The sequence below is a fragment of the Litorivita pollutaquae genome, from assembly GCF_003205515.1.
Lineage (GTDB): Bacteria > Pseudomonadota > Alphaproteobacteria > Rhodobacterales > Rhodobacteraceae > Litorivita > Litorivita pollutaquae.
Genome location: NZ_KZ826484.1, coordinates 205,954 through 222,930, shown reverse-complemented (window position 1 = coordinate 222,930; position 16,977 = coordinate 205,954). Strand labels below are relative to the sequence as shown.

Sequence of the window (16,977 nt, the reverse complement as noted above, 5' to 3'; positions counted from 1 at the left end):
GCCAGCCTATTTCCTTGTGCCGCTCCTCACCCGTATCGCAAGATTTGTCATCACGCGCTTTGCCTGAACGCGCTGCGTAAGACGCGGCAGGCGTCTGTGCTGACTTTGCATAGGATGAGCGATCGGTGAGCGCGCCTCTAGACGCGCTTTGCCCCTGTTGTTGTTTGCGCCGGACCGTACCCAAAGCGTTACAGAACATACCTTGTGACCGCAAATACGGGCGGCGACGCACCCGCGCCGCCCGTATTGGTTACACCCGCTCGATCGCGATGGCTGTGCCTTCACCGCCGCCGATACAGATGGCCGCAACACCGCGTTTCAACCCACGTTTTTCGAGCGCATTCAGCAATGTCACGATGATGCGCGCACCGGAGGCACCAATGGGGTGGCCCAACGCACAGGCCCCGCCATTGACGTTGACCACGTCACGCGAGAGGCCCATTTCATGCATGAAAGCCATCGGAACCACAGCGAAGGCCTCGTTAACCTCCCACAGGTCCACGTCGTCTTTGTTCCAGCCAAGCCGCGCGAGCAGCTTTTGCGCAGCCGGCACCGGGGCGGTGGTGAAAAGTCCAGGCGCCTGCGCGTGGCTGGCATGGCCCAAAACGCGGGCGCGGATATTGAGACCTTGGGCCTCGGCCGCCTCTTCCGAGGCCATCACAAGCGCCGCAGCGCCGTCCGAAATGGACGAAGAGTTCGCCGCCGTCACCGTGCCATCCTTGCGAAACGCGGGTTTCAGTGTCGGTATTTTTTCAGGCCGCGCCTTGGCCGGTTGCTCATCGGCATCCCATGTCACATCGCCTTTGCGGGTGCTGAGCGTGACGGGGGCGATTTCGCCTGCGAAGGCGCCGCTTTCTTGTGCGGCCAAAGCATTCGACAGCGAGCGCAAGGCATATTCATCTTGGGCCTCACGGGTGAATTGGTAGCTTTCGGCACACTCCTCCGCGAAGGTGCCCATCAGGCGTCCCTTGTCATATGCGTCTTCAAGCCCGTCCAAAAACATATGGTCTATGGCGCCTTGGTGGCCAATACGCGCGCCAGCGCGCATTTGCGGTAAAAGATATGGCGCTTCGGTCATGCTTTCCATGCCGCCTGCGATCATCAAATCGGTATGACCCAAGGCAATTTGATCAAAACCGATCATCGCGGCTTTCATGCCAGAGCCGCACATTTTATTCAGCGTGGTGGCGGGCACTTCTTCACCCAAGCCGCCTTTAAAACCGGCTTGCCGCGCGGGCGCTTGGCCTTGACCTGCGGGCAAAACACAGCCCATCAGAACCTCATCAACGGTGGTGGTGCCCGCATCCGCGAGAGCGGCCCGTATGGCAGCACCGCCGAGTTCTGCTGCGGGCGTACCGGCGAAAATCCCTTGGAAACCACCCATCGGCGTGCGGGCCGCGCCCGCAATAACCACATCTTTCATATAATGCACCTCCTATGCTTAATCTTGCATACCGAATGGTAAGGTTTGCCGTCTAGCCTGTTTTGTAACCCATGCGAAACCTGTGGAGCGGATATGGACCTCAAAACCGAAGAAATCGGCGATGCGCGCATCGTCACCGTCGTTGAAAATCGCATTGATGCCGCCGTCGCGATCAAGTTCAAGGACCGTATGCGTGAGTTGACCGTGGACGGCCCCAAACGGGTGGTCCTTGATCTCAGCGCGGTGCAATTCATTGATTCGAGCGGGCTTGGCGCGATTGTCGCATCGATGAAACAACTGGGTGGCGCACGTGTGTTGGAGCTTGCCGGCCTGTCGCCCACGGTTGAAAAAGTGTTTCGCTTGACGCGGATGGACACGGTTTTCAAACTTCATCAGAACGCCAAAGCGGCCATTGCGGCCAATGCAGGTTAACCCGCAGACTTCAACGAAGGGCGTGACAGGTATGACAACTTCCGCAACAGCGCTAACACTGGATGCACCGAATATCTTGCTGACCTTTCCCAGCGGCGAATTTGCCGTGCGCGAGGCCTTGACTGCTGTCTTATCGGGGCTCGATTTTCTATCGCTTGATCTCGAGGAAAGCGGCGCGGTGGAATTGGTGCTTGCAGAGGTGCTCAACAATGTGGTCGAGCATGCCTATGGCGATGAAACACCCGGCTGGATCGAAGTGGGCTGTGCGCATCGCCCTAACGGATTGCATTTTCTGGTGCGCGACGAAGGCCGCCCGTTACCCGATGGGGTTTTGCCTATTGGCCAGCGACCCGACATCAGCGATGTCGTCGACGCGCTGCCTGAGGGCGGATTCGGCTGGTTCCTGATTCAGGATCTGGCCAAAGATGTGCAGTATCGCCGCCACGACGGGCTTAATCTTTTGTCGTTCCGGATCTCTGTCGGTATCGACCATCGGGTCAATTAAACGCCCGCCCCTTGGTCAATGACTGCCCAACCCCCATGCTTAGCCTTGGGGGCTTTTTATTCTATCCGCATGTTGTGCCGTCAAAAAGCGGCGCCACCAGCATGGCCTTTCAATCTGGGCGCTGCGCTGGATAACTTTCGCGGCGGCCGCAAAAAAGCCAAACGCCGCAGAATGGCCCGATTCACTTCGCATTCCCGCCCGAAACAAATGCCACATAGGACGGGTAGCTGCATATAGCTTCCCTCGGCGTCGCGTTTCAACAGCCCCCACCCAGTGCGCGACGCCGGGGACTTACCCCCCCCCCAAAAAAGATCTCGCGCCACCACATGGCAACATCTAAGAGCTTTCGATCTGCAGGGCTTTCGCGCCATCGGAGGAATGCGCAGCGCATTTTCGCGGATCAATGCGGCTCGTCCTCACGGATTTATAGGGGGGGGCAGGTTTGGACGCTGGCCCTCAACACTCGCGCGGGCAAACGCATCCTTGGCGAACTGACGTCACAGATCGCCCGCAGACATCAGTTCAGTTGGAAGTGCAGCGGATATAGCCCGTCTTCGAACGGACCGAAGAGGTCGGGAATGTCAGGATGATCGACCGGCTCGCCAGAGTAATCCGCCACAAGGTTTTGCTCGGACACATAGGCGACGTAATAGCTTTGATCGTTTTCGGCGAGCAGATGATAAAACGGCTGTTCGCGTCGTGGCCGGCTGTCTTCGGGGATTGCCGCATACCATTCTTCGGTGTTGTTGAATTGCGGGTCGACATCAAAAACCACCCCGCGAAACGGGTGTTTTTTATGCCGGACAACCTGCCCGAGGTGGTATTTGGCTCGTGTTTTCAACATAGCATTGCAGCCCCTAACAGGTGTTAGTAATCATTTACAAAGGGTAATGTCCAATATTTCACCTAATTTTAAGGGAAACAGTCTGTGAACCTTGCTCTGACAGTCTTAGAAATCACCGCTCCGGTGTTTATTTTGGCAACCATCGGCTTTGGATGGGTCAAAGCAGGGTTTGAATACCGCCTCGAATTTGTCACGCAGCTGGCGATGACGTTCGCGACGCCCTGTTTGATCTTCACCGCATTGATGAAAACCGAGGTCGATCCGGCGGCTTTGGCAACGCTTTCTTTGGCCTCGATTGTGGCCTATGGCGCGATCACCGTCGCAGCGGCCGGGTTGATGATGCTGTTGCGGTTGAAAATGCGCACCTATCTGGCGCCGGTGATCTTTGGCAATACCGGCAATCTGGGTCTGCCCTTGGCATTATTTGCCTTTGGCGAAACCGGGCTTGGCTATGCGGTGGTGGTTTTTGCGATCATGGCCATTTGGTCATTCACCTTTGGCATCTGGGTCGTCGCAGGTGGTGGCAGCCTGACCAGAGTGCTCAAAGAACCGTTGGTTTGGGCCACGCTTCTGGGCGGGCTATTCTTGTGGCAAGGCTGGGAGACACCGCGTTTTTTGACCAACACGCTGGAATTGATCGGTCAAATGGCAATCCCGATCATGCTCATCACCCTTGGCGTGGCAGTGGCGCGTTTGACACCCGGCCGGACGTTGCAGGCCATCGCAATATCGGCTCTCAAACTGGTAATTTGTGTTGGCATCGCATGGGGAGTCGGACGTTGGTTCGCCTTGGATGATACCGCCTTTGCGGTTCTGTTGATGCAAGTCGGCACGCCGGTCGCCGTCACCTCTTATCTCTTGGCGGAAAAATACGGCGCCGATGCGGATGCGGTGGCGGGGCTTGTCGTGGTCTCGACCTTGATGTCGGTGCTGGCGATTCCACTGCTGTTGGCGATGCTGCTCTGACGCGGCACATTCCCGCCGCGCTGCGCAAAACAGGATTTCAACCGCACCAAAATTGCGCTATAACCCCCTCAAACGCGGGGAAACACCGCATGACAAAAAGCGAGAGGCAGATGAGCAGAACTCTTCGCGCGATATTGATGATTGCCTTGTTGGCCTCATGCGGGGGCGGGAATTTTTCCGCGCCGCGCAATTTGGACAATGCCTGTTCAATCCTCAAGCAGCGCCCGACCTATATGAGTGCCTTCAGACAGGCCGAACGCCGTTGGGGCGTGCAGCCGCATGTTTTGATGGCCATGATCTATCAAGAAAGCAAATTCATCGGCAATGCCCGCACACCGTACCGCTATGTGCTAGGCGTGCTACCAATGGGGCGGCAAAGCTCGGCCTATGGTTATTCTCAGGCGCTTGATGCGACTTGGGACGAATATCGCGCAGACACCCGCCGCTTCAGCTCCAAACGCGACCGGATCGACGATGCGGCGGATTTCATGGGTTGGTATATGAACCAGACCCGCGAACGCAACGGCATCCCGCTTAACGATGCGCGGGGGCAATACCTCGCTTATCACGAGGGTCACACCGGATATAACCGCGGCTCCTACAATGCCAAACCGTGGCTATTGCGGGTCGCCGGAGAGGTCGGTGCGCGGTCCATCACCTATGAACAGCAATTGGCCAGTTGCCGCGTGCGGGGACGTTGATCGCCGCTGAACTACACCGATAGGGTTACACATATAAAAGGGTCGCTGCGGTATTTCCGGCGGCCCTTTTTTCATGTTTTTCCTAGGCCTGGACGCGGTCAGCGGCGCACGCACAGGTGCCAAAGAGGCTTAAAACCGGTGCTGCGCCACAAGCTAATCATCGTCGCGCCCGGGCTCGTTTGGATTGCAGGAGAACAACGCGATCTTGTTCCCTTGAGGATCGCGAAGATAGGCGACATAAAATCGGGGGCCATAGGATGCGCGAAAACCCGGTGAGCCTTCGTCCGAACCTCCGTCGGCAAGTGCCGCAGAATGTAGACCGCGCACCTGCTTTTGAGTATGTGCCTCGAATGCAGTCATGCCCCCGTTCCCCGCTGCGGCGGGACGTCCATCGAAGGGCGGCTTGACATAAAAATCCGGCAGGGTCACAGGCTGCCCCGGCTTTCGCGGCAGCGCATAACTCAACCCCTCGGGCCCTTCCTTCAGGTGGTAACCCAGAGCCGGCAGGAACGCCGAATAAAACCGTTTCGCCCGCGCGATGTCATCCGACCCAACAGTGACATAGGCAATCATTCTCGATGCTCCTCACCGCAGGCGTGCTTGCAGACACGCATTTTGGATTTGACCCCGCCTATTGGCCGCCCATACTGCGGGTCTGCACTTGGATATTAAACAACCCGCTGCCGAGCGCGACGCCGGATTTCAGCTCCCCCAAGACCACGGTCGTCGCGGACCCGCCTTCGTCGTGGATCACCCATTGACGCAACTGCACGGGGTTATCGGTAAAGATCAGATCAATGCTGCCATATTCGGGATGCTCGGGGTCTTGGGCACGCACGGTGGTGGTTTTGCCATCCGATGTATGACCCACAACCATTTGCGCACGGCCAAGGTCGACCGTCTGCGCAAGGATCAAAGACAGCGGCGTTTTGTTCAATGGATAGGTTTCGGTCGAGCCCTTGGGGTCATGAATCGCCACAGCCCCCCCAGAGGCCAGAACCAACAACTCTTGCGGCGGCGCATATTCGAACCGGATGCGCCCCGGACGTTTGATATAGATTTTTCCGGTGCTGATCGTGCCATCCTCATTGATCTGTGTGAAATCGCCTTGGGCGGTTTTCAATGCATTGAGGTAGTTGGAAATACGCGACAGCGGCAGTTTATCAGCCTGCGCCGGCATGGCCAATATCAAGGCCGCAGGCACCGCCAGAACAGCAGCACGAAGAGCGGAAAAAAATACCATCGGCAGACCCTTTCTTTGATCCGGCTTTGATCCGGAAAATTATGCTTGGCTCAATATAGGGTGGTGTGCGGGCTTGCGCACCTCGCAATTCATCACATGTGCGACATGGCGCGCAGGATGGAAAAAGGGCAGCCCCCCGCGCGGGTAAGCTGCCCTTTCATATCTACGTGAGCCTGCGGCTTAATGCTGCTCGGGCACCAAAATTTCACGCTTGCCAACGTGGTTGGCCGAGGAAACGACACCTTCGTCCTCCATCTGCTCAACCAGACGCGCGGCCTTGTTATATCCGATCGCCAATTTTCGTTGGATATAAGAGGTCGAGCATTTGCGATCCTTGATGACGATCGCCACGGCGGTGTCATAGAGCGCATCCTCGCCATCGGTATTGCCGCCGGTATTGAGACCCAGCACCGCGTCAATATCGCTTTCGCGGCCTTCAGGCGGTCCCTCGACCACGCCACCGATATAGGAAGGTGGCCCGTAGGATTTCAAATGGTTGACCACCTCTTCGACTTCCTCATCGGACACAAACGGGCCATGACACCGGGTGATCCGCGCACCACCGGCCATATAAAGCATGTCTCCCATGCCCAGCAATTGTTCGGCTCCCATTTCGCCCAAGATCGTGCGGCTGTCGATTTTCGAGGTCACCTGAAAAGAAATCCGCGTCGGGAAGTTGGCCTTGATCGTGCCGGTGATCACATCGACCGAGGGACGCTGTGTCGCCATGATCAAATGGATGCCCGATGCCCGCGCCATCTGTGCGAGGCGCTGGATGCAGGCTTCGATTTCCTTGCCCGCGACCATCATCAAATCGGCCATCTCGTCGACGACCACCACGATATATGGCATTTTCTCGGGCTGGTTTTCTTCGGTCTCGAACACCGGCTCGCCGGTCTCATCGTCAAAACCGGTTTGCACCGTGCGGGTGAACATTTCGCCCTTGGCCAATGCATCGGCAACGCGGCCATTGTAACCGTCGATGTTACGCACGCCCATTTTCGACATCTTGCGATAGCGTTCTTCCATCTCGCCCACGACCCATTTCAATGCGACGACGGCCTTTTTCGGGTCGGTCACAACGGGGCTTAGAAGATGCGGGATGCCGTCATAAACCGACAATTCCAACATCTTGGGATCAATCATGATCAAACGGCATTCATCCGGCGTCAGCTTATAAAGAAGCGACAGGATCATCGTGTTGATCGCCACGGATTTCCCCGAACCGGTGGTCCCCGCAATCAACAGGTGAGGCATCTTGGCAAGGTTGGCGACCACAGGATCGCCGCCAATATCCTTGCCCAAGGCCAGCGGCAATTTTTGGGTGCCGTCGCCATATTCGCGGCTCGACAGAATCTCGCGGAAGCTAACCATTTCGCGGTGATCATTGGGCAATTCGATCCCGATTACCGACCGCCCCGGCACGGTCGACACCCGTGCGGATAGGGCGCTCATCGAACGGGCAATATCATCGGCAAGACCAATAACACGCGAGGCCTTCAAACCGGGAGCCGGTTCCAATTCATACATGGTGACCACAGGGCCGGGCCGCACCGAGACGATCTCGCCTTTGACGCCATAGTCATCCAGAACACTTTCCAGCATCCGCGCGTTTTCTTCCAGCGCCTCGTCAGAAAGGTGATGATGTTCTGTCGGTTGGGCGTTGGACAAAAGTTGCAAAGGCGGCAATTCGAAGTCTGTGCCGCTGTCTTCGAATTGCAACGACGGCTGTGCTTCGGCTTTGGCACGGGTGGATTTTTGCGGGGCTTTGCGCGGCGTATGCTGCACAACTTTCTTGGCTTCCGGCACCGGAATCGGCCCGGTATCGGTGCCCGCCGCGCCGGGGACATAGCCCTGCGCGCTAAAGCTGTGATGGTCTTCGGGCACATGGGGCGCAGGCACCGTATCGGCAGGGATCGGCGCGATGTCGTCCGTATACCCACCATCATAAATGCGCGGCGTGGCCTCGGCGTAGCGTTCTGTCGGCACCGCTTCTTGCAACGGCGCATCCTGCCCCATCGGCGCATCGGCGGCTGGTGTCATCTGCATCGACAAAGGACCGGCAGCAGCATCGGCTGCCATTGGCGCGGCGGCCTGCGTCGCGGCATGACCCGCCACATGCGCCGCCGTCAAAGGCGGCTCCGGCGGCAATCCGGCCTGCGGACCGTTGGAACCGGCGTTCAACAACAACGGTTGCGGACCGTGGCCACGGCCACGGGTCAACGGCGCGGAAGGCGGCGGGGTCAGCGCGCCGCCAGAACGCACGCGGCTTTTCACCGCATCGGCGATTTTCGCCTTAATGCGCGCATCCCCTTGGGCCGGGTCCATATCGTGATACTCAAGCGCCTGCGGCTCGACCAATTCAGGTTCCGGCATCGGCGCGGGGTCGGCGCGTTTGATCAATGTTGGCATCCGCGACAGAAGGCTGGGTTTTTCCGCCCGTTGCGGTGCGGATTCTTCGATTAACGAGCCGTCATCATAACCGCCCGTCCCGTCGTCCGCCCCATAAGGCACCGTAGCCTCAGCACCGTAAGCATGCCGGTGCACCGCCGGGGCCGCTTGGGTTTGCGCCGGATGCGCAGCCGCCATTTCAGCCTCTTGCTGCGCCAACCATGCGGCCTCTTCTGCGCGCCACTCGGCGCGTGCGGCACGGCGGGCAGCGGTTTTCTCTTTCAACGCCGCAGCCGCAGTACGTGCACCTTTTGCACCGCGCCCCAATGCGTTCAACAACATCGCATAGGACATAATCAAGCCTACCAAGAGAAACCGGCCGATGCGGGCCAGCTCAAGTTTGGTAAAGCCAAGGACAAAGGCACCGACAGTCAAAGTTGCCGCGAAAAAGATCAGCGACAGGAGTTTGACAGCAAAGACATTTCCAAACGGCAGCGCCACGAAAAGCGCGCTCAGAACCGTATCGCCAAAATGACCGCCAAGACCGAAATCATGGGTTTGCCCCCAGAGATCTCCCGGGGTCAGGCTTGCGGCATAGACCGACACAACCGCGATCCAGATCGGCGCGAAAATCACGCGACCCATGGCGCGCTCCTGTCCGCGATGCAGCGCAAATCGCGCGCCCCATGCCAGCAAAACCAAGGCCACAGCCCATGTCCCAAGACCAACAATCATCAACAGCGGTGCAGCGATCGACGCACCGATCCGGCCCAGCCAGTTTTTCACCGGCGCATCCGTCGCCATCATGAAATTGGGATCGTCGGGCGAATAGGAATAAATCATCGCAGCCGCCAACAGCCCGACAAACATCAAGCCAAGACCCAGCAATTCCTTACCGCGCTTTTCAATCGCCGCCTGCATGTTGCTGTCAAAAAGCGGATCACGTCCGCGTGCCTGATAAGCCATTCGTGCCTCGCCTTTTTTACTCATAGAGACAGTCGCGCAGGCGGATCAGGCCGCGCTCCATCTCGTCTTTTGGGGCCACCATTGCGACCCGGATATATCTTTGACCGGGCGTGTCCGCACCGGTGTCTTTGCTCAAATATGCCCCCGGAAGCACACGGACGCCGGTTTGCGTCCATGCCTTCATCGCCGCCTCTTCGCCGTCCTCAACGGGCAACCACAAGAAAAATCCCGCCTCGGGCGGCAGATATCCGTCAAGCCCCGCAAACACGGTGTCGGCGACGGTATATTTCTCTTGGTAGAGCGCGCGACTTGCATCAACATGCGCCTCGTCGCGCCACGTGGCTTCAGCCACGCGCTGCAACGGCAAGGGCAAGGGCGCGCCGGCATAGGCGCGCAATTGCCGCGCCCGGGCAATACTTTGCTCCCCACCCGCCATGAACCCCGACCGCAATCCCGGCAGGTTCGAGCGTTTCGAAAGCGAATGAAACACCACCACACGTTCGGGATCCGCGCCCATATCACGCGCCACCGTCAGCGCACCGATCGGCGGCGTGTCGCGGTAAATCTCAGAATAACATTCGTCGGCGAAAATCTGAAAATCGTAACGTTCGGCCAGCCCGATCAATTCCTCAAGGTAGTCGCGCGATGCGACCGCGCCTTGGGGGTTCGACGGCGTGCAGATATAGGCAACCGCAACGCGCTCCAAAATTTCCTTCGGCAGGCTGACGTAGTCGGGCAAAAATCCGGTGTCACGGGTGGCGGGTACAAAGACCGGCTCGGCCCCAACCGCGAGGGAGGCGACCATGTAGACTTGATAAAACGGGTTTGGCACCAAAACCACCGGCGTTTTGCCGTTCTTCTGCTCGGGGCAAAGGGCCATCAAGGCGTTATAAAGCCCCTCGCGCGTGCCATTCAGCGCCATAATCTGGGTGTCGGGAATTGCCACATCGAAACGACGCTTCAACCAGCCAGAAATCGCTTCAAGCAATTCGGGCGTTCCGTCATTTGGCGGGTATTTGGCAAATCCCGCCACGTTGTCGGCCAAAATTTGCGGCACAAAATCAGGAAAGGCGTGTTGAGGCTCACCAATGGTCATATGCATGACTTCACCTCCGGGCGCATGCGCGTCCAGAAGGCTCCGCAAACGCGGAAACGCATAGGCCGGTAGGTTCGAAAACCGCTCGGGGAACATCATAACTGCCTCAATTTCGGGATCATTGGCGTCCCGTTTGAATCGAAACTACACCACCCCCCGCCGCTCCGTCCAGCATGCCGAAGCGGTCAGGCGCGTTTTTGTGGCATTTTGATCGACGGACCCCTACCGAGCGTGACAGAAAAGTCGCAACGTGGAGCTTCGTCCCCTCCCCTGCCGTTACGACAGCGCGGCTTCGGCCGCGAAGGCCACCCGCAACAGAGCCTCTTCACCCATGGGTTTTCCCATCAAGCTCACCCCGCATGATGGCACGCCGGTGGGCAGCGTAATCGCCGACAGCCCCAAAACATTTGCCACCCGAGTGTTGCGTAAAGCCAAAATGTTTTCAGTGACATAGTAACCCTCATCGGTTTCCAAACGGGCCATATCCGGCGGCAGGATCGGGGCGGTTGGCAAGAGCACTGCATCATATCCCGCCACCCGCGCATTCCATACCGCACGGCATTCGGCAAGGACCTCCCACGCGGCGACATAATCGGCACCGGTGAAGGCCGCGCCGGAGCGGAACCGCTCAAGAATAGGGCCATACATTTTCTCTGGTGCCGCCTCGATGGCCTCGCGCCAAAGCCCATAGGCCTCTGCTGTGAAACTGACGGCGGACTGGTCGAGCGCACGGGCGACTTCGGGCGCGTCAATTTTGTCGATGACGGCGCCGGCCGCCTGCAACCGCTCCACCGCAGAACGATACGCCGCCATCGGCGCGCCGCGCACGTCATCCAGCACGGCGGTTTGCAAGGCCGCAATCCGCGCGCCTTTCAGCGATGCACCGCGCAAATCAGCGGGCTTTCCGCCCTCGATGGCGGCAAGCAAAAATGCCGCGTCCTCCACCGTACGCGCCAATGGCCCCACTGTATCATACCGTTTACACAACGGCACCACGCCCTTGAGAGAGACCCGTCCCGAGGTTGTCTTAAGCCCGACCAAATCATTCCAGGCTGCCGGAATACGCACGGAGCCGCCGGTGTCCGACCCAATGGCCCCCGCCGCCAATCCAAAGGCCACAGAGGTCGCGGCCCCCGAGGACGATCCGCCCGATACGGCGGCCAAATCATTTACACAAGGCGGCGTCGCAGTCATCGGATTCAGGCCCAGCCCCGAAAACGCCAATTCGCTCATGTGAGTTTTGCCAAGGCAAATCAAACCCATCGCCGCCCCGTTGCGCAGCGCTTCGGCATCGGCCTCTGGCCTGCGCCCCTTGAGCAAGGCCGAGCCTGCTTCGGTCGCCACACCGGCGCTGTCAAATAAATCCTTCCATGAGACCGGCACGCCATCCAAGGGGGACACCCGCAAACCGTTTTTCGCGCGTTTCAAGGCCGCTTCGGCTTCGGCCATTGCGCGGTCTTCCGTGGTGCGGGCATAGATGCGCGGGCCAAAATCATGTGCCGCGATCGCGTCGAGAAAATACGCCGTCAACTCGCGCGGGTCCAGTTCACCGCGCGCAATTTCGCGGCCCAGATCCGCCGCACTCATCTCTTGCCATGCCTTGTCCATTGTCCGCCCTTCCGTATCCGTCGAATATCAACGTAGCGGCGCAAAACCGCATGGACAATCCCGCGCGCGCGGCCATATTGAAACGCATGACATATGACAGCGATATCGCCATCGTCGGTGGTGGCCTGAACGGTCCTGCTTTGGCCTTGCCCTTGGCCCAAGCGGGGTTTTCGGTCACGGTGATCGATGCCCTCCCGGCCCCCGACCGACATGCCAAAGACTTCGACGGGCGCGCCTATGCGTTGGCCCATGGGTCGATGCGTCTATTGGATCGGATCGGCATTTGGGAGAGGATCGAAGACCACGCCCAACCGATGTTAGAGATCAAAGTGTCCGACGGGCATGCGGGTGCGGGGCCATCGCCGCTCGGCCTGCATTTCGATCACGCCGAGATCGAAGAAGGCCCGATGGGATACATGATGGAGGATCGCCATTTGCGCGGTGCCTTTTTGGATGCGCTGGATGACCAAGCAGGTGTCACACAAATTCAGGCCCGCGTTGTGGCCCAAGAGGTCTCGCATACGGGCGCGGTGCTGACGCTTGAGGATGGGAATGTGCACCGCACGCGGTTGATCATTGGATGCGATGGGCGCGCATCAGGCACAGCGGCGCGGGCGGGTATCACCCGGACGGGGTGGGATTACGGGCAAACCGCGCTGGTCTGTGCGATTGAGCATGAGCTGCCGCATCACGGCATCGCACATCAGTTCTTCATGCCCGAGGGGCCCTTGGCGATCTTGCCGCTGCTCGGCAACCGGTCGTCGATTGTATGGAGCGAAAGTCAGGAAAACGCTGCCGCACTGAACCGGTTGAATGAAGCCGGATATATGGCGGCCCTGCGCCCACGATTTGGCGATTTTCTTGGCGATATTGCCTTGGCCGGTCAAAGATTCAGCTACCCGCTGGCGCTGACCATTGCCGACAGCTTCATCGGGGAACGTCTGGCTTTGGTCGGAGATGCGGCCCATGGGATGCACCCGATTGCAGGCCAGGGATTAAACGCCGGTCTGCGCGATGTCGGAGCATTGGTGCAGGTCTTGCGCGACGCCAACCGGCGCGGGGAAGACATCGCATCTTCGATGGTTCTGGCGCGCTATCAATCGTGGCGGCGATTTGATACGGCGACGTTGGCGATGGCCACGGATTTAACCAATAAATTGTTTTCAAATGACAATCCCCTGCTGCGATTGGGGCGTGATATTGGCATGGGCGTGGTCAATGCGTTACCGGCCCTCAGGCGCAGCTTCATTCGGGAGGCCGCCGGTTTGACCGGCGATCTGCCCGATTTGATGCGCGGGTAGGTTTTACTCCAGACGCCGCGCCTCATCCACCAACATCACCGGAATGCCGTTGCGGATCGGATAGGCAAGATGTGCGGACCGGCTGATCAACTCCTGCGCCGCCGCGTCATACTCAAGCACAGATTGAGTTTGCGGGCAGACCAAAGCTTCAAGCATCTTGGGATCAAAGCCAAGCTCGCGCGCAACCTCCGGCGTCTCGGCGCTACGGGTGTCATCCATCATTGCAATATCTCCTCCGTATCCCCGCCGCGCAGGGAAAATTCAATCAGTGTCACCAAGGTTTCGCGCCGGGTGCGCAAGGACGGTGCTTCCAAAAGCGCCTGCTTGTCTTCGGGCTCGAACTCCAACATCATCGAGAGCGAATTAATCAACAATTCGTCGTCGGCCGCGTCCAGATCATCCCAATCGGTGTCCAACTCCTGCGCGTCGAAGTAACGCGACAACAGGCGCAGAAAACCGCTACGATCAAAACCGTCATCTTTTTCCACACGGCCCAGATCGGCGGAAAAATCCTGCCAATCCACATGGGCCCGCCGGTAGGGTGTAAACCCTTGGACCTCTTCGAGAAGCCGGAACCGCGACACACCGGTCAACGTGATCATATAACGCCCGTCTTCGGTTTCGGAAAACTGCGTCACACGGCCCGCGCATCCGATTTGATGCAATCCGGTGCTGCCTTCCGCTGCGATTTGATTGGGCGGGCGGGCGATGGGTTGGATCATCCCGACCAACCGCTCCGGTGTTTTGAGCGCATCTTCCAGCATCGCCAGATATCGCGGTTCGAACACATGCAACGGCAAACGCGAGCGCGGCAGCAATAGCGCGCCCGGCAAAGGAAAAACCGGGATGATGTCGGGCAGAATGATAGTTTTCATCTTCCTCTATCTAGCCCCGCTGCGCCTTTAGACAAATATCATTGACGACAATTTACGCCGCCCGTTGAGCACAATCGGGTCATTGGGTTTGAGAGCATCAAAAATAGTGAAAAGCTGCGCTTTGGCGGCACCATCATTCCAATCCCGATCTCGGCGGAACATCTCGAGCAGCGCCTCAACCGCTTCTTCGACCTGACCCGCGCCGTGCAAAGCCTGAGCAAGATCGAACCGTGCCTGCATATCGTCAGGATTGGCGTCGACCGCCGCGCGCAAGTCATCCACCGGCCCGGCGCCTTCGGCCTGGCGGGCGAGTTCCAATTGCGCATGGGCGGCTTCCAATTCCGGCGCTGTGGAAATCTCTACGGGCGCGCCGTTCAATGTGGCTTCGGCTTGGTCCAAATCCCCGGCAAGGACATAGGACCGGACCAACCCACCGTAGGCGGCGGCATTGTTCGGATCTTCCTCCAAAATCGCCGCAAAGGTTTGCGCCGCATCGGCGACAGCGCCCTCAGCGAGCATCTCTTCGGCGGCGGCAATTGCATCGGCCAATCCGCCGTCCCCGCCCAATTGCGCCGTGCGCTCCACAAATGCCGTCACTTCGGATCCTGCGACGGCGCCTTGGAAACCATCAACGGGTTGGCCTTGCCAAAACGCATAAACCGTGGGGATGGATTGCACGCGCAATTGCCCCGCAATACCTTGATTTTCGTCGACGTTGACCTTGACCATGCGCACCGCGCCACCGGTTGCGGTCACAGCGGCCTCAAGTTGTGGGCCCAGCGTTTTGCACGGCCCGCACCACGGCGCCCAGAAATCAACAATGATCGGCACCTCTTTGGAGGCCTCGACAACATCCGCCATAAAGGTGGCTTCAGAGACGTCTTTGATGATGTCGCCCGCTGGGGCATTTTGCGATTGGCCGAGTTCCAACATGGGTGTGGCTCCTTAGGTTCGTTTGCCCTTATATGAGGGCGGCAGGCATAAATTCAAAGGTCAAAACTGGCGAAAACCGGTGCGTGGTCGCTGGGCTTTTCCCATCCACGGACATGGCGGGCGATACGGCTGTCGTGCGCGGCCGTCGAAATATCCGGCGTCGCCCAGATATGATCAAGCCTACGCCCCTTATCGGCCGCATCCCAATCTTTGGCGCGGTAGGACCACCACGAATAGAGCAAGCCCTCGGGGATATCTTGACGGGTGATATCGACCCAATTGGCACTATCTTGCACCTGCGCGAGGTGCTCGACCTCAATCGGTGTGTGGCTGACGATTTTCAAAAGTTTCTTGTGATCCCACACATCATCTTCGCGCGGCGCAATATTGATGTCGCCGACGAGGATGGATTTTTCGGGATTTTGCGCGTGGAAATAGTCGCGCATCTCGGTCAGGTAATCGAGCTTTTGCCCGAATTTCTCGTTGCGCTCACGGTTCGGCTCGTCGCCGCCCGCAGGGACGTAGAAATTGTGGATCGTCACGCCGTTCTCCAGCCGTCCGGCAATGTGGCGGGCGTGACCAAGGGATGCGAAATCTTCGGCGCCCGCCTCTTCGATGGGCAATTTCGACAAGATCGCAACGCCATTATATCCCTTTTGCCCGCGTGCCACCATGTGATGATAGCCAAGCGCGTGGAACTGCTCGAGCGGGATTTTATCAACGGGGGATTTGCATTCTTGCAAGCACAATACATCGGGCAATTCCTCTTGCATCAGCTTACAGACAATCGGCTCGCGCAATCGGACCGAGTTAATGTTCCAAGTTGCCAATGTAAACGCCATGCCGATCCCTCTCAAAGATACACGCACAGTTAGACCGGAGCGGGCCGAAATATGCAAACGGCTTTCGCCCCTTTGCGCGGCGGGGCCGCGCCGCTCGGCGTGACGCAACAGGCGGGCCGCTTGCGCTGTTACAACCGGTATGTGAGGTTGCGCCTAAATCTGCCCTGCCAATGGACCGAAAGGATATCACCCATGCGTCTTTTTCTCGCCACGCTCCTCACAGCCACGGTTTTGTCTGCGCCGCTTCCGTTGGTGGCCAAAGGGCTAAAAGACGCCGAACATGCCATGCTGTCTCAAACGGTAGAAAGCTTTTCCACCGCAATGAAAAGCAACGATTTTGAACAGGTGATCGACACGTTGCCGCCACGATTGGTTGATGCGATGGCCGCGCAAGTCGGCGTTCCCGCCGCGCAACTGCGTGAGATGCTCGCAGCGCAAAGCGCACAGGTCATGGGCCAATCCACGGTCGATACCTTTGCCACAGATCTGTCGGAGCTGAAGGCGAAAACCGGTAAAATGCCCGACGGGACAGAGGTATTATATACTTTTGTACCGGCGCAGGTTGTGGTCACGGCGGGTGGCAAAACCGTCGATGCGCCGCAAAACCTCTTGGCGCTCAAGGAAGGCGGCGCATGGTATCTGATGCGGGTGCAATCCGAAGGCCATGTCGATATGCTGCGCAGCGCCTACCCGTTCTTCAAAAAGCGTGAATTTAAATTCTAAGCTGCGGCCCGCTGCGCACGCCCCCGTAAACCGGCAAGCATCCTTTTAAAGAACTATGGTACCGGCACAACGCGCCGGAACCATAGAAGAGGTGCATTCATGTGGGCAGGCAGGTCCCGGAATGAACC

Annotated in this window: 17 protein-coding genes; 6 read left to right on the top strand and 11 right to left on the bottom strand. The window is 58.5% G+C overall.

Annotation, left to right across the window (positions count from 1 at the left end; all coding sequences use genetic code 11):
* Positions 1–250: 250 nt before the first annotated feature.
* On the bottom strand, positions 251–1,423 hold the full coding sequence (locus tag DI396_RS09685) for a thiolase family protein (RefSeq protein ID WP_110795998.1): 1,173 nt from the start codon (positions 1,421–1,423) through the stop codon (positions 251–253).
* A 93-nt stretch (positions 1,424–1,516) separates the two neighbouring features.
* On the opposite strand from DI396_RS09685, the gene DI396_RS09680 reads away from it, so the two are divergent.
* Both DI396_RS09680 and DI396_RS09675 read left to right on the top strand, forming a co-directional pair.
* Complete coding sequence (locus DI396_RS09680) at positions 1,517–1,855, top strand: STAS domain-containing protein (RefSeq protein WP_110795997.1); 339 nt, start codon at positions 1,517–1,519, stop codon at positions 1,853–1,855.
* Between the two features lie 31 nt (positions 1,856–1,886).
* Entirely contained in the window at positions 1,887–2,360 is a 474-nt protein-coding gene (locus tag DI396_RS09675) for an ATP-binding protein (protein ID WP_110795996.1), read from the top strand.
* A 517-nt stretch (positions 2,361–2,877) separates the two neighbouring features.
* On the opposite strand, the gene hspQ is transcribed toward DI396_RS09675, so the two are convergent.
* Positions 2,878–3,204, bottom strand: a complete 327-nt coding sequence (gene hspQ / locus DI396_RS09670) for a heat shock protein HspQ (RefSeq protein WP_110795995.1) — start codon at positions 3,202–3,204, stop codon at positions 2,878–2,880.
* Positions 3,205–3,288: 84 nt separating this feature from the next.
* Here hspQ and DI396_RS09665 point away from each other — a divergent pair, with 84 nt between their 5' ends.
* Together DI396_RS09665 and DI396_RS09660 are read left to right on the top strand one after the other, a co-directional pair.
* The gene (locus DI396_RS09665) at positions 3,289–4,170 is read left to right on the top strand and encodes an AEC family transporter (RefSeq protein WP_110795994.1); all 882 of its coding nucleotides are present in this window, start codon (positions 3,289–3,291) and stop codon (positions 4,168–4,170) included.
* Positions 4,171–4,280: 110 nt separating this feature from the next.
* Positions 4,281–4,871 carry a transglycosylase SLT domain-containing protein gene (locus tag DI396_RS09660; protein ID WP_110796060.1) on the top strand — a complete coding sequence of 197 codons (591 nt, stop codon included), beginning with the start codon at positions 4,281–4,283 and terminating at the stop codon, positions 4,869–4,871.
* Positions 4,872–5,024: 153 nt separating this feature from the next.
* Here DI396_RS09660 and DI396_RS09655 read toward each other — a convergent pair whose 3' ends face one another.
* The 5 genes from DI396_RS09655 to DI396_RS09635 form a co-directional block, all read right to left on the bottom strand.
* The gene (locus tag DI396_RS09655) at positions 5,025–5,444 is read right to left on the bottom strand and encodes a VOC family protein (RefSeq protein WP_110795993.1); all 420 of its coding nucleotides are present in this window, start codon (positions 5,442–5,444) and stop codon (positions 5,025–5,027) included.
* 58 nt (positions 5,445–5,502) lie between these two features.
* The gene (locus DI396_RS09650; RefSeq protein ID WP_110795992.1) at positions 5,503–6,114 is read right to left on the bottom strand and encodes a LolA family protein; all 612 of its coding nucleotides are present in this window, start codon (positions 6,112–6,114) and stop codon (positions 5,503–5,505) included.
* Between the two features lie 180 nt (positions 6,115–6,294).
* Positions 6,295–9,471 carry a DNA translocase FtsK gene (locus tag DI396_RS09645; protein ID WP_110795991.1) on the bottom strand — a complete coding sequence of 1,059 codons (3,177 nt, stop codon included), beginning with the start codon at positions 9,469–9,471 and terminating at the stop codon, positions 6,295–6,297.
* Between the two features lie 16 nt (positions 9,472–9,487).
* Complete coding sequence (locus DI396_RS09640; RefSeq protein WP_110795990.1) at positions 9,488–10,666, bottom strand: aminotransferase class I/II-fold pyridoxal phosphate-dependent enzyme; 1,179 nt, start codon at positions 10,664–10,666, stop codon at positions 9,488–9,490.
* 177 nt (positions 10,667–10,843) lie between these two features.
* Positions 10,844–12,175, bottom strand: a complete 1,332-nt coding sequence (locus tag DI396_RS09635; RefSeq protein WP_235851807.1) for an amidase — start codon at positions 12,173–12,175, stop codon at positions 10,844–10,846.
* 50 nt (positions 12,176–12,225) lie between these two features.
* On the opposite strand from DI396_RS09635, the gene DI396_RS09630 reads away from it, so the two are divergent.
* A complete protein-coding gene (locus tag DI396_RS09630) occupies positions 12,226–13,476 on the top strand; it encodes a UbiH/UbiF/VisC/COQ6 family ubiquinone biosynthesis hydroxylase (RefSeq protein ID WP_204362830.1) in 1,251 nt (416 codons plus the stop codon).
* Between the two features lie 3 nt (positions 13,477–13,479).
* Here DI396_RS09630 and DI396_RS09625 read toward each other — a convergent pair whose 3' ends face one another.
* Genes DI396_RS09625 through DI396_RS09610 form a run of 4 tightly spaced genes read right to left on the bottom strand, consistent with a single transcriptional unit; the run spans position 13,480 to position 16,126 of the window.
* Positions 13,480–13,698 carry a Trm112 family protein gene (locus DI396_RS09625; RefSeq protein ID WP_407936305.1) on the bottom strand — a complete coding sequence of 73 codons (219 nt, stop codon included), beginning with the start codon at positions 13,696–13,698 and terminating at the stop codon, positions 13,480–13,482.
* Positions 13,695–14,351: an LON peptidase substrate-binding domain-containing protein gene (locus DI396_RS09620; protein WP_110795989.1), complete on the bottom strand. Its 657-nt coding sequence runs from the start codon at positions 14,349–14,351 to the stop codon at positions 13,695–13,697. The genes DI396_RS09625 and DI396_RS09620 overlap by 4 nt, the downstream gene beginning before the upstream one ends.
* Positions 14,352–14,378: 27 nt before the next feature.
* The gene (locus DI396_RS09615; protein ID WP_110795988.1) at positions 14,379–15,284 is read right to left on the bottom strand and encodes a thioredoxin family protein; all 906 of its coding nucleotides are present in this window, start codon (positions 15,282–15,284) and stop codon (positions 14,379–14,381) included.
* Positions 15,285–15,337: 53 nt separating this feature from the next.
* Positions 15,338–16,126 (bottom strand): exodeoxyribonuclease III, encoded by a 789-nt coding sequence (locus tag DI396_RS09610; RefSeq protein ID WP_110795987.1) that lies wholly within the window; start codon positions 16,124–16,126, stop codon positions 15,338–15,340.
* 192 nt (positions 16,127–16,318) lie between these two features.
* On the opposite strand from DI396_RS09610, the gene DI396_RS09605 reads away from it, so the two are divergent.
* A complete protein-coding gene (locus DI396_RS09605) occupies positions 16,319–16,849 on the top strand; it encodes a hypothetical protein (RefSeq protein WP_162617197.1) in 531 nt (176 codons plus the stop codon).
* The last annotated feature ends 128 nt before the right edge of the window (positions 16,850–16,977 follow it).

Bases quoted from the DNA above. Each gene is read 5' to 3' on its own strand.
- DI396_RS09685 (WP_110795998.1), bottom strand. From the start codon at position 1,423: ATGAAAGATGTGGTTATTGCGGGCGCGGCCCGCACGCCGATGGGTGGT.
- DI396_RS09680 (WP_110795997.1), top strand. From the start codon at position 1,517: ATGGACCTCAAAACCGAAGAAATCGGCGATGCGCGCATCGTCACCGTC.
- DI396_RS09675 (WP_110795996.1), top strand. From the start codon at position 1,887: ATGACAACTTCCGCAACAGCGCTAACACTGGATGCACCGAATATCTTG.
- hspQ (WP_110795995.1), bottom strand. From the start codon at position 3,204: ATGTTGAAAACACGAGCCAAATACCACCTCGGGCAGGTTGTCCGGCAT.
- DI396_RS09660 (WP_110796060.1), top strand. From the start codon at position 4,281: ATGAGCAGAACTCTTCGCGCGATATTGATGATTGCCTTGTTGGCCTCA.
- DI396_RS09655 (WP_110795993.1), bottom strand. From the start codon at position 5,444: ATGATTGCCTATGTCACTGTTGGGTCGGATGACATCGCGCGGGCGAAA.
- DI396_RS09650 (WP_110795992.1), bottom strand. From the start codon at position 6,114: ATGGTATTTTTTTCCGCTCTTCGTGCTGCTGTTCTGGCGGTGCCTGCG.
- DI396_RS09645 (WP_110795991.1), bottom strand. From the start codon at position 9,471: ATGGCTTATCAGGCACGCGGACGTGATCCGCTTTTTGACAGCAACATG.
- DI396_RS09640 (WP_110795990.1), bottom strand. From the start codon at position 10,666: ATGATGTTCCCCGAGCGGTTTTCGAACCTACCGGCCTATGCGTTTCCG.
- DI396_RS09635 (WP_235851807.1), bottom strand. From the start codon at position 12,175: ATGGACAAGGCATGGCAAGAGATGAGTGCGGCGGATCTGGGCCGCGAA.
- DI396_RS09630 (WP_204362830.1), top strand. From the start codon at position 12,226: ATGGACAATCCCGCGCGCGCGGCCATATTGAAACGCATGACATATGAC.
- DI396_RS09625 (WP_407936305.1), bottom strand. From the start codon at position 13,698: ATGATGGATGACACCCGTAGCGCCGAGACGCCGGAGGTTGCGCGCGAG.
- DI396_RS09620 (WP_110795989.1), bottom strand. From the start codon at position 14,351: ATGAAAACTATCATTCTGCCCGACATCATCCCGGTTTTTCCTTTGCCG.
- DI396_RS09615 (WP_110795988.1), bottom strand. From the start codon at position 15,284: ATGTTGGAACTCGGCCAATCGCAAAATGCCCCAGCGGGCGACATCATC.
- DI396_RS09610 (WP_110795987.1), bottom strand. From the start codon at position 16,126: ATGGCGTTTACATTGGCAACTTGGAACATTAACTCGGTCCGATTGCGC.
- DI396_RS09605 (WP_162617197.1), top strand. From the start codon at position 16,319: ATGCGTCTTTTTCTCGCCACGCTCCTCACAGCCACGGTTTTGTCTGCG.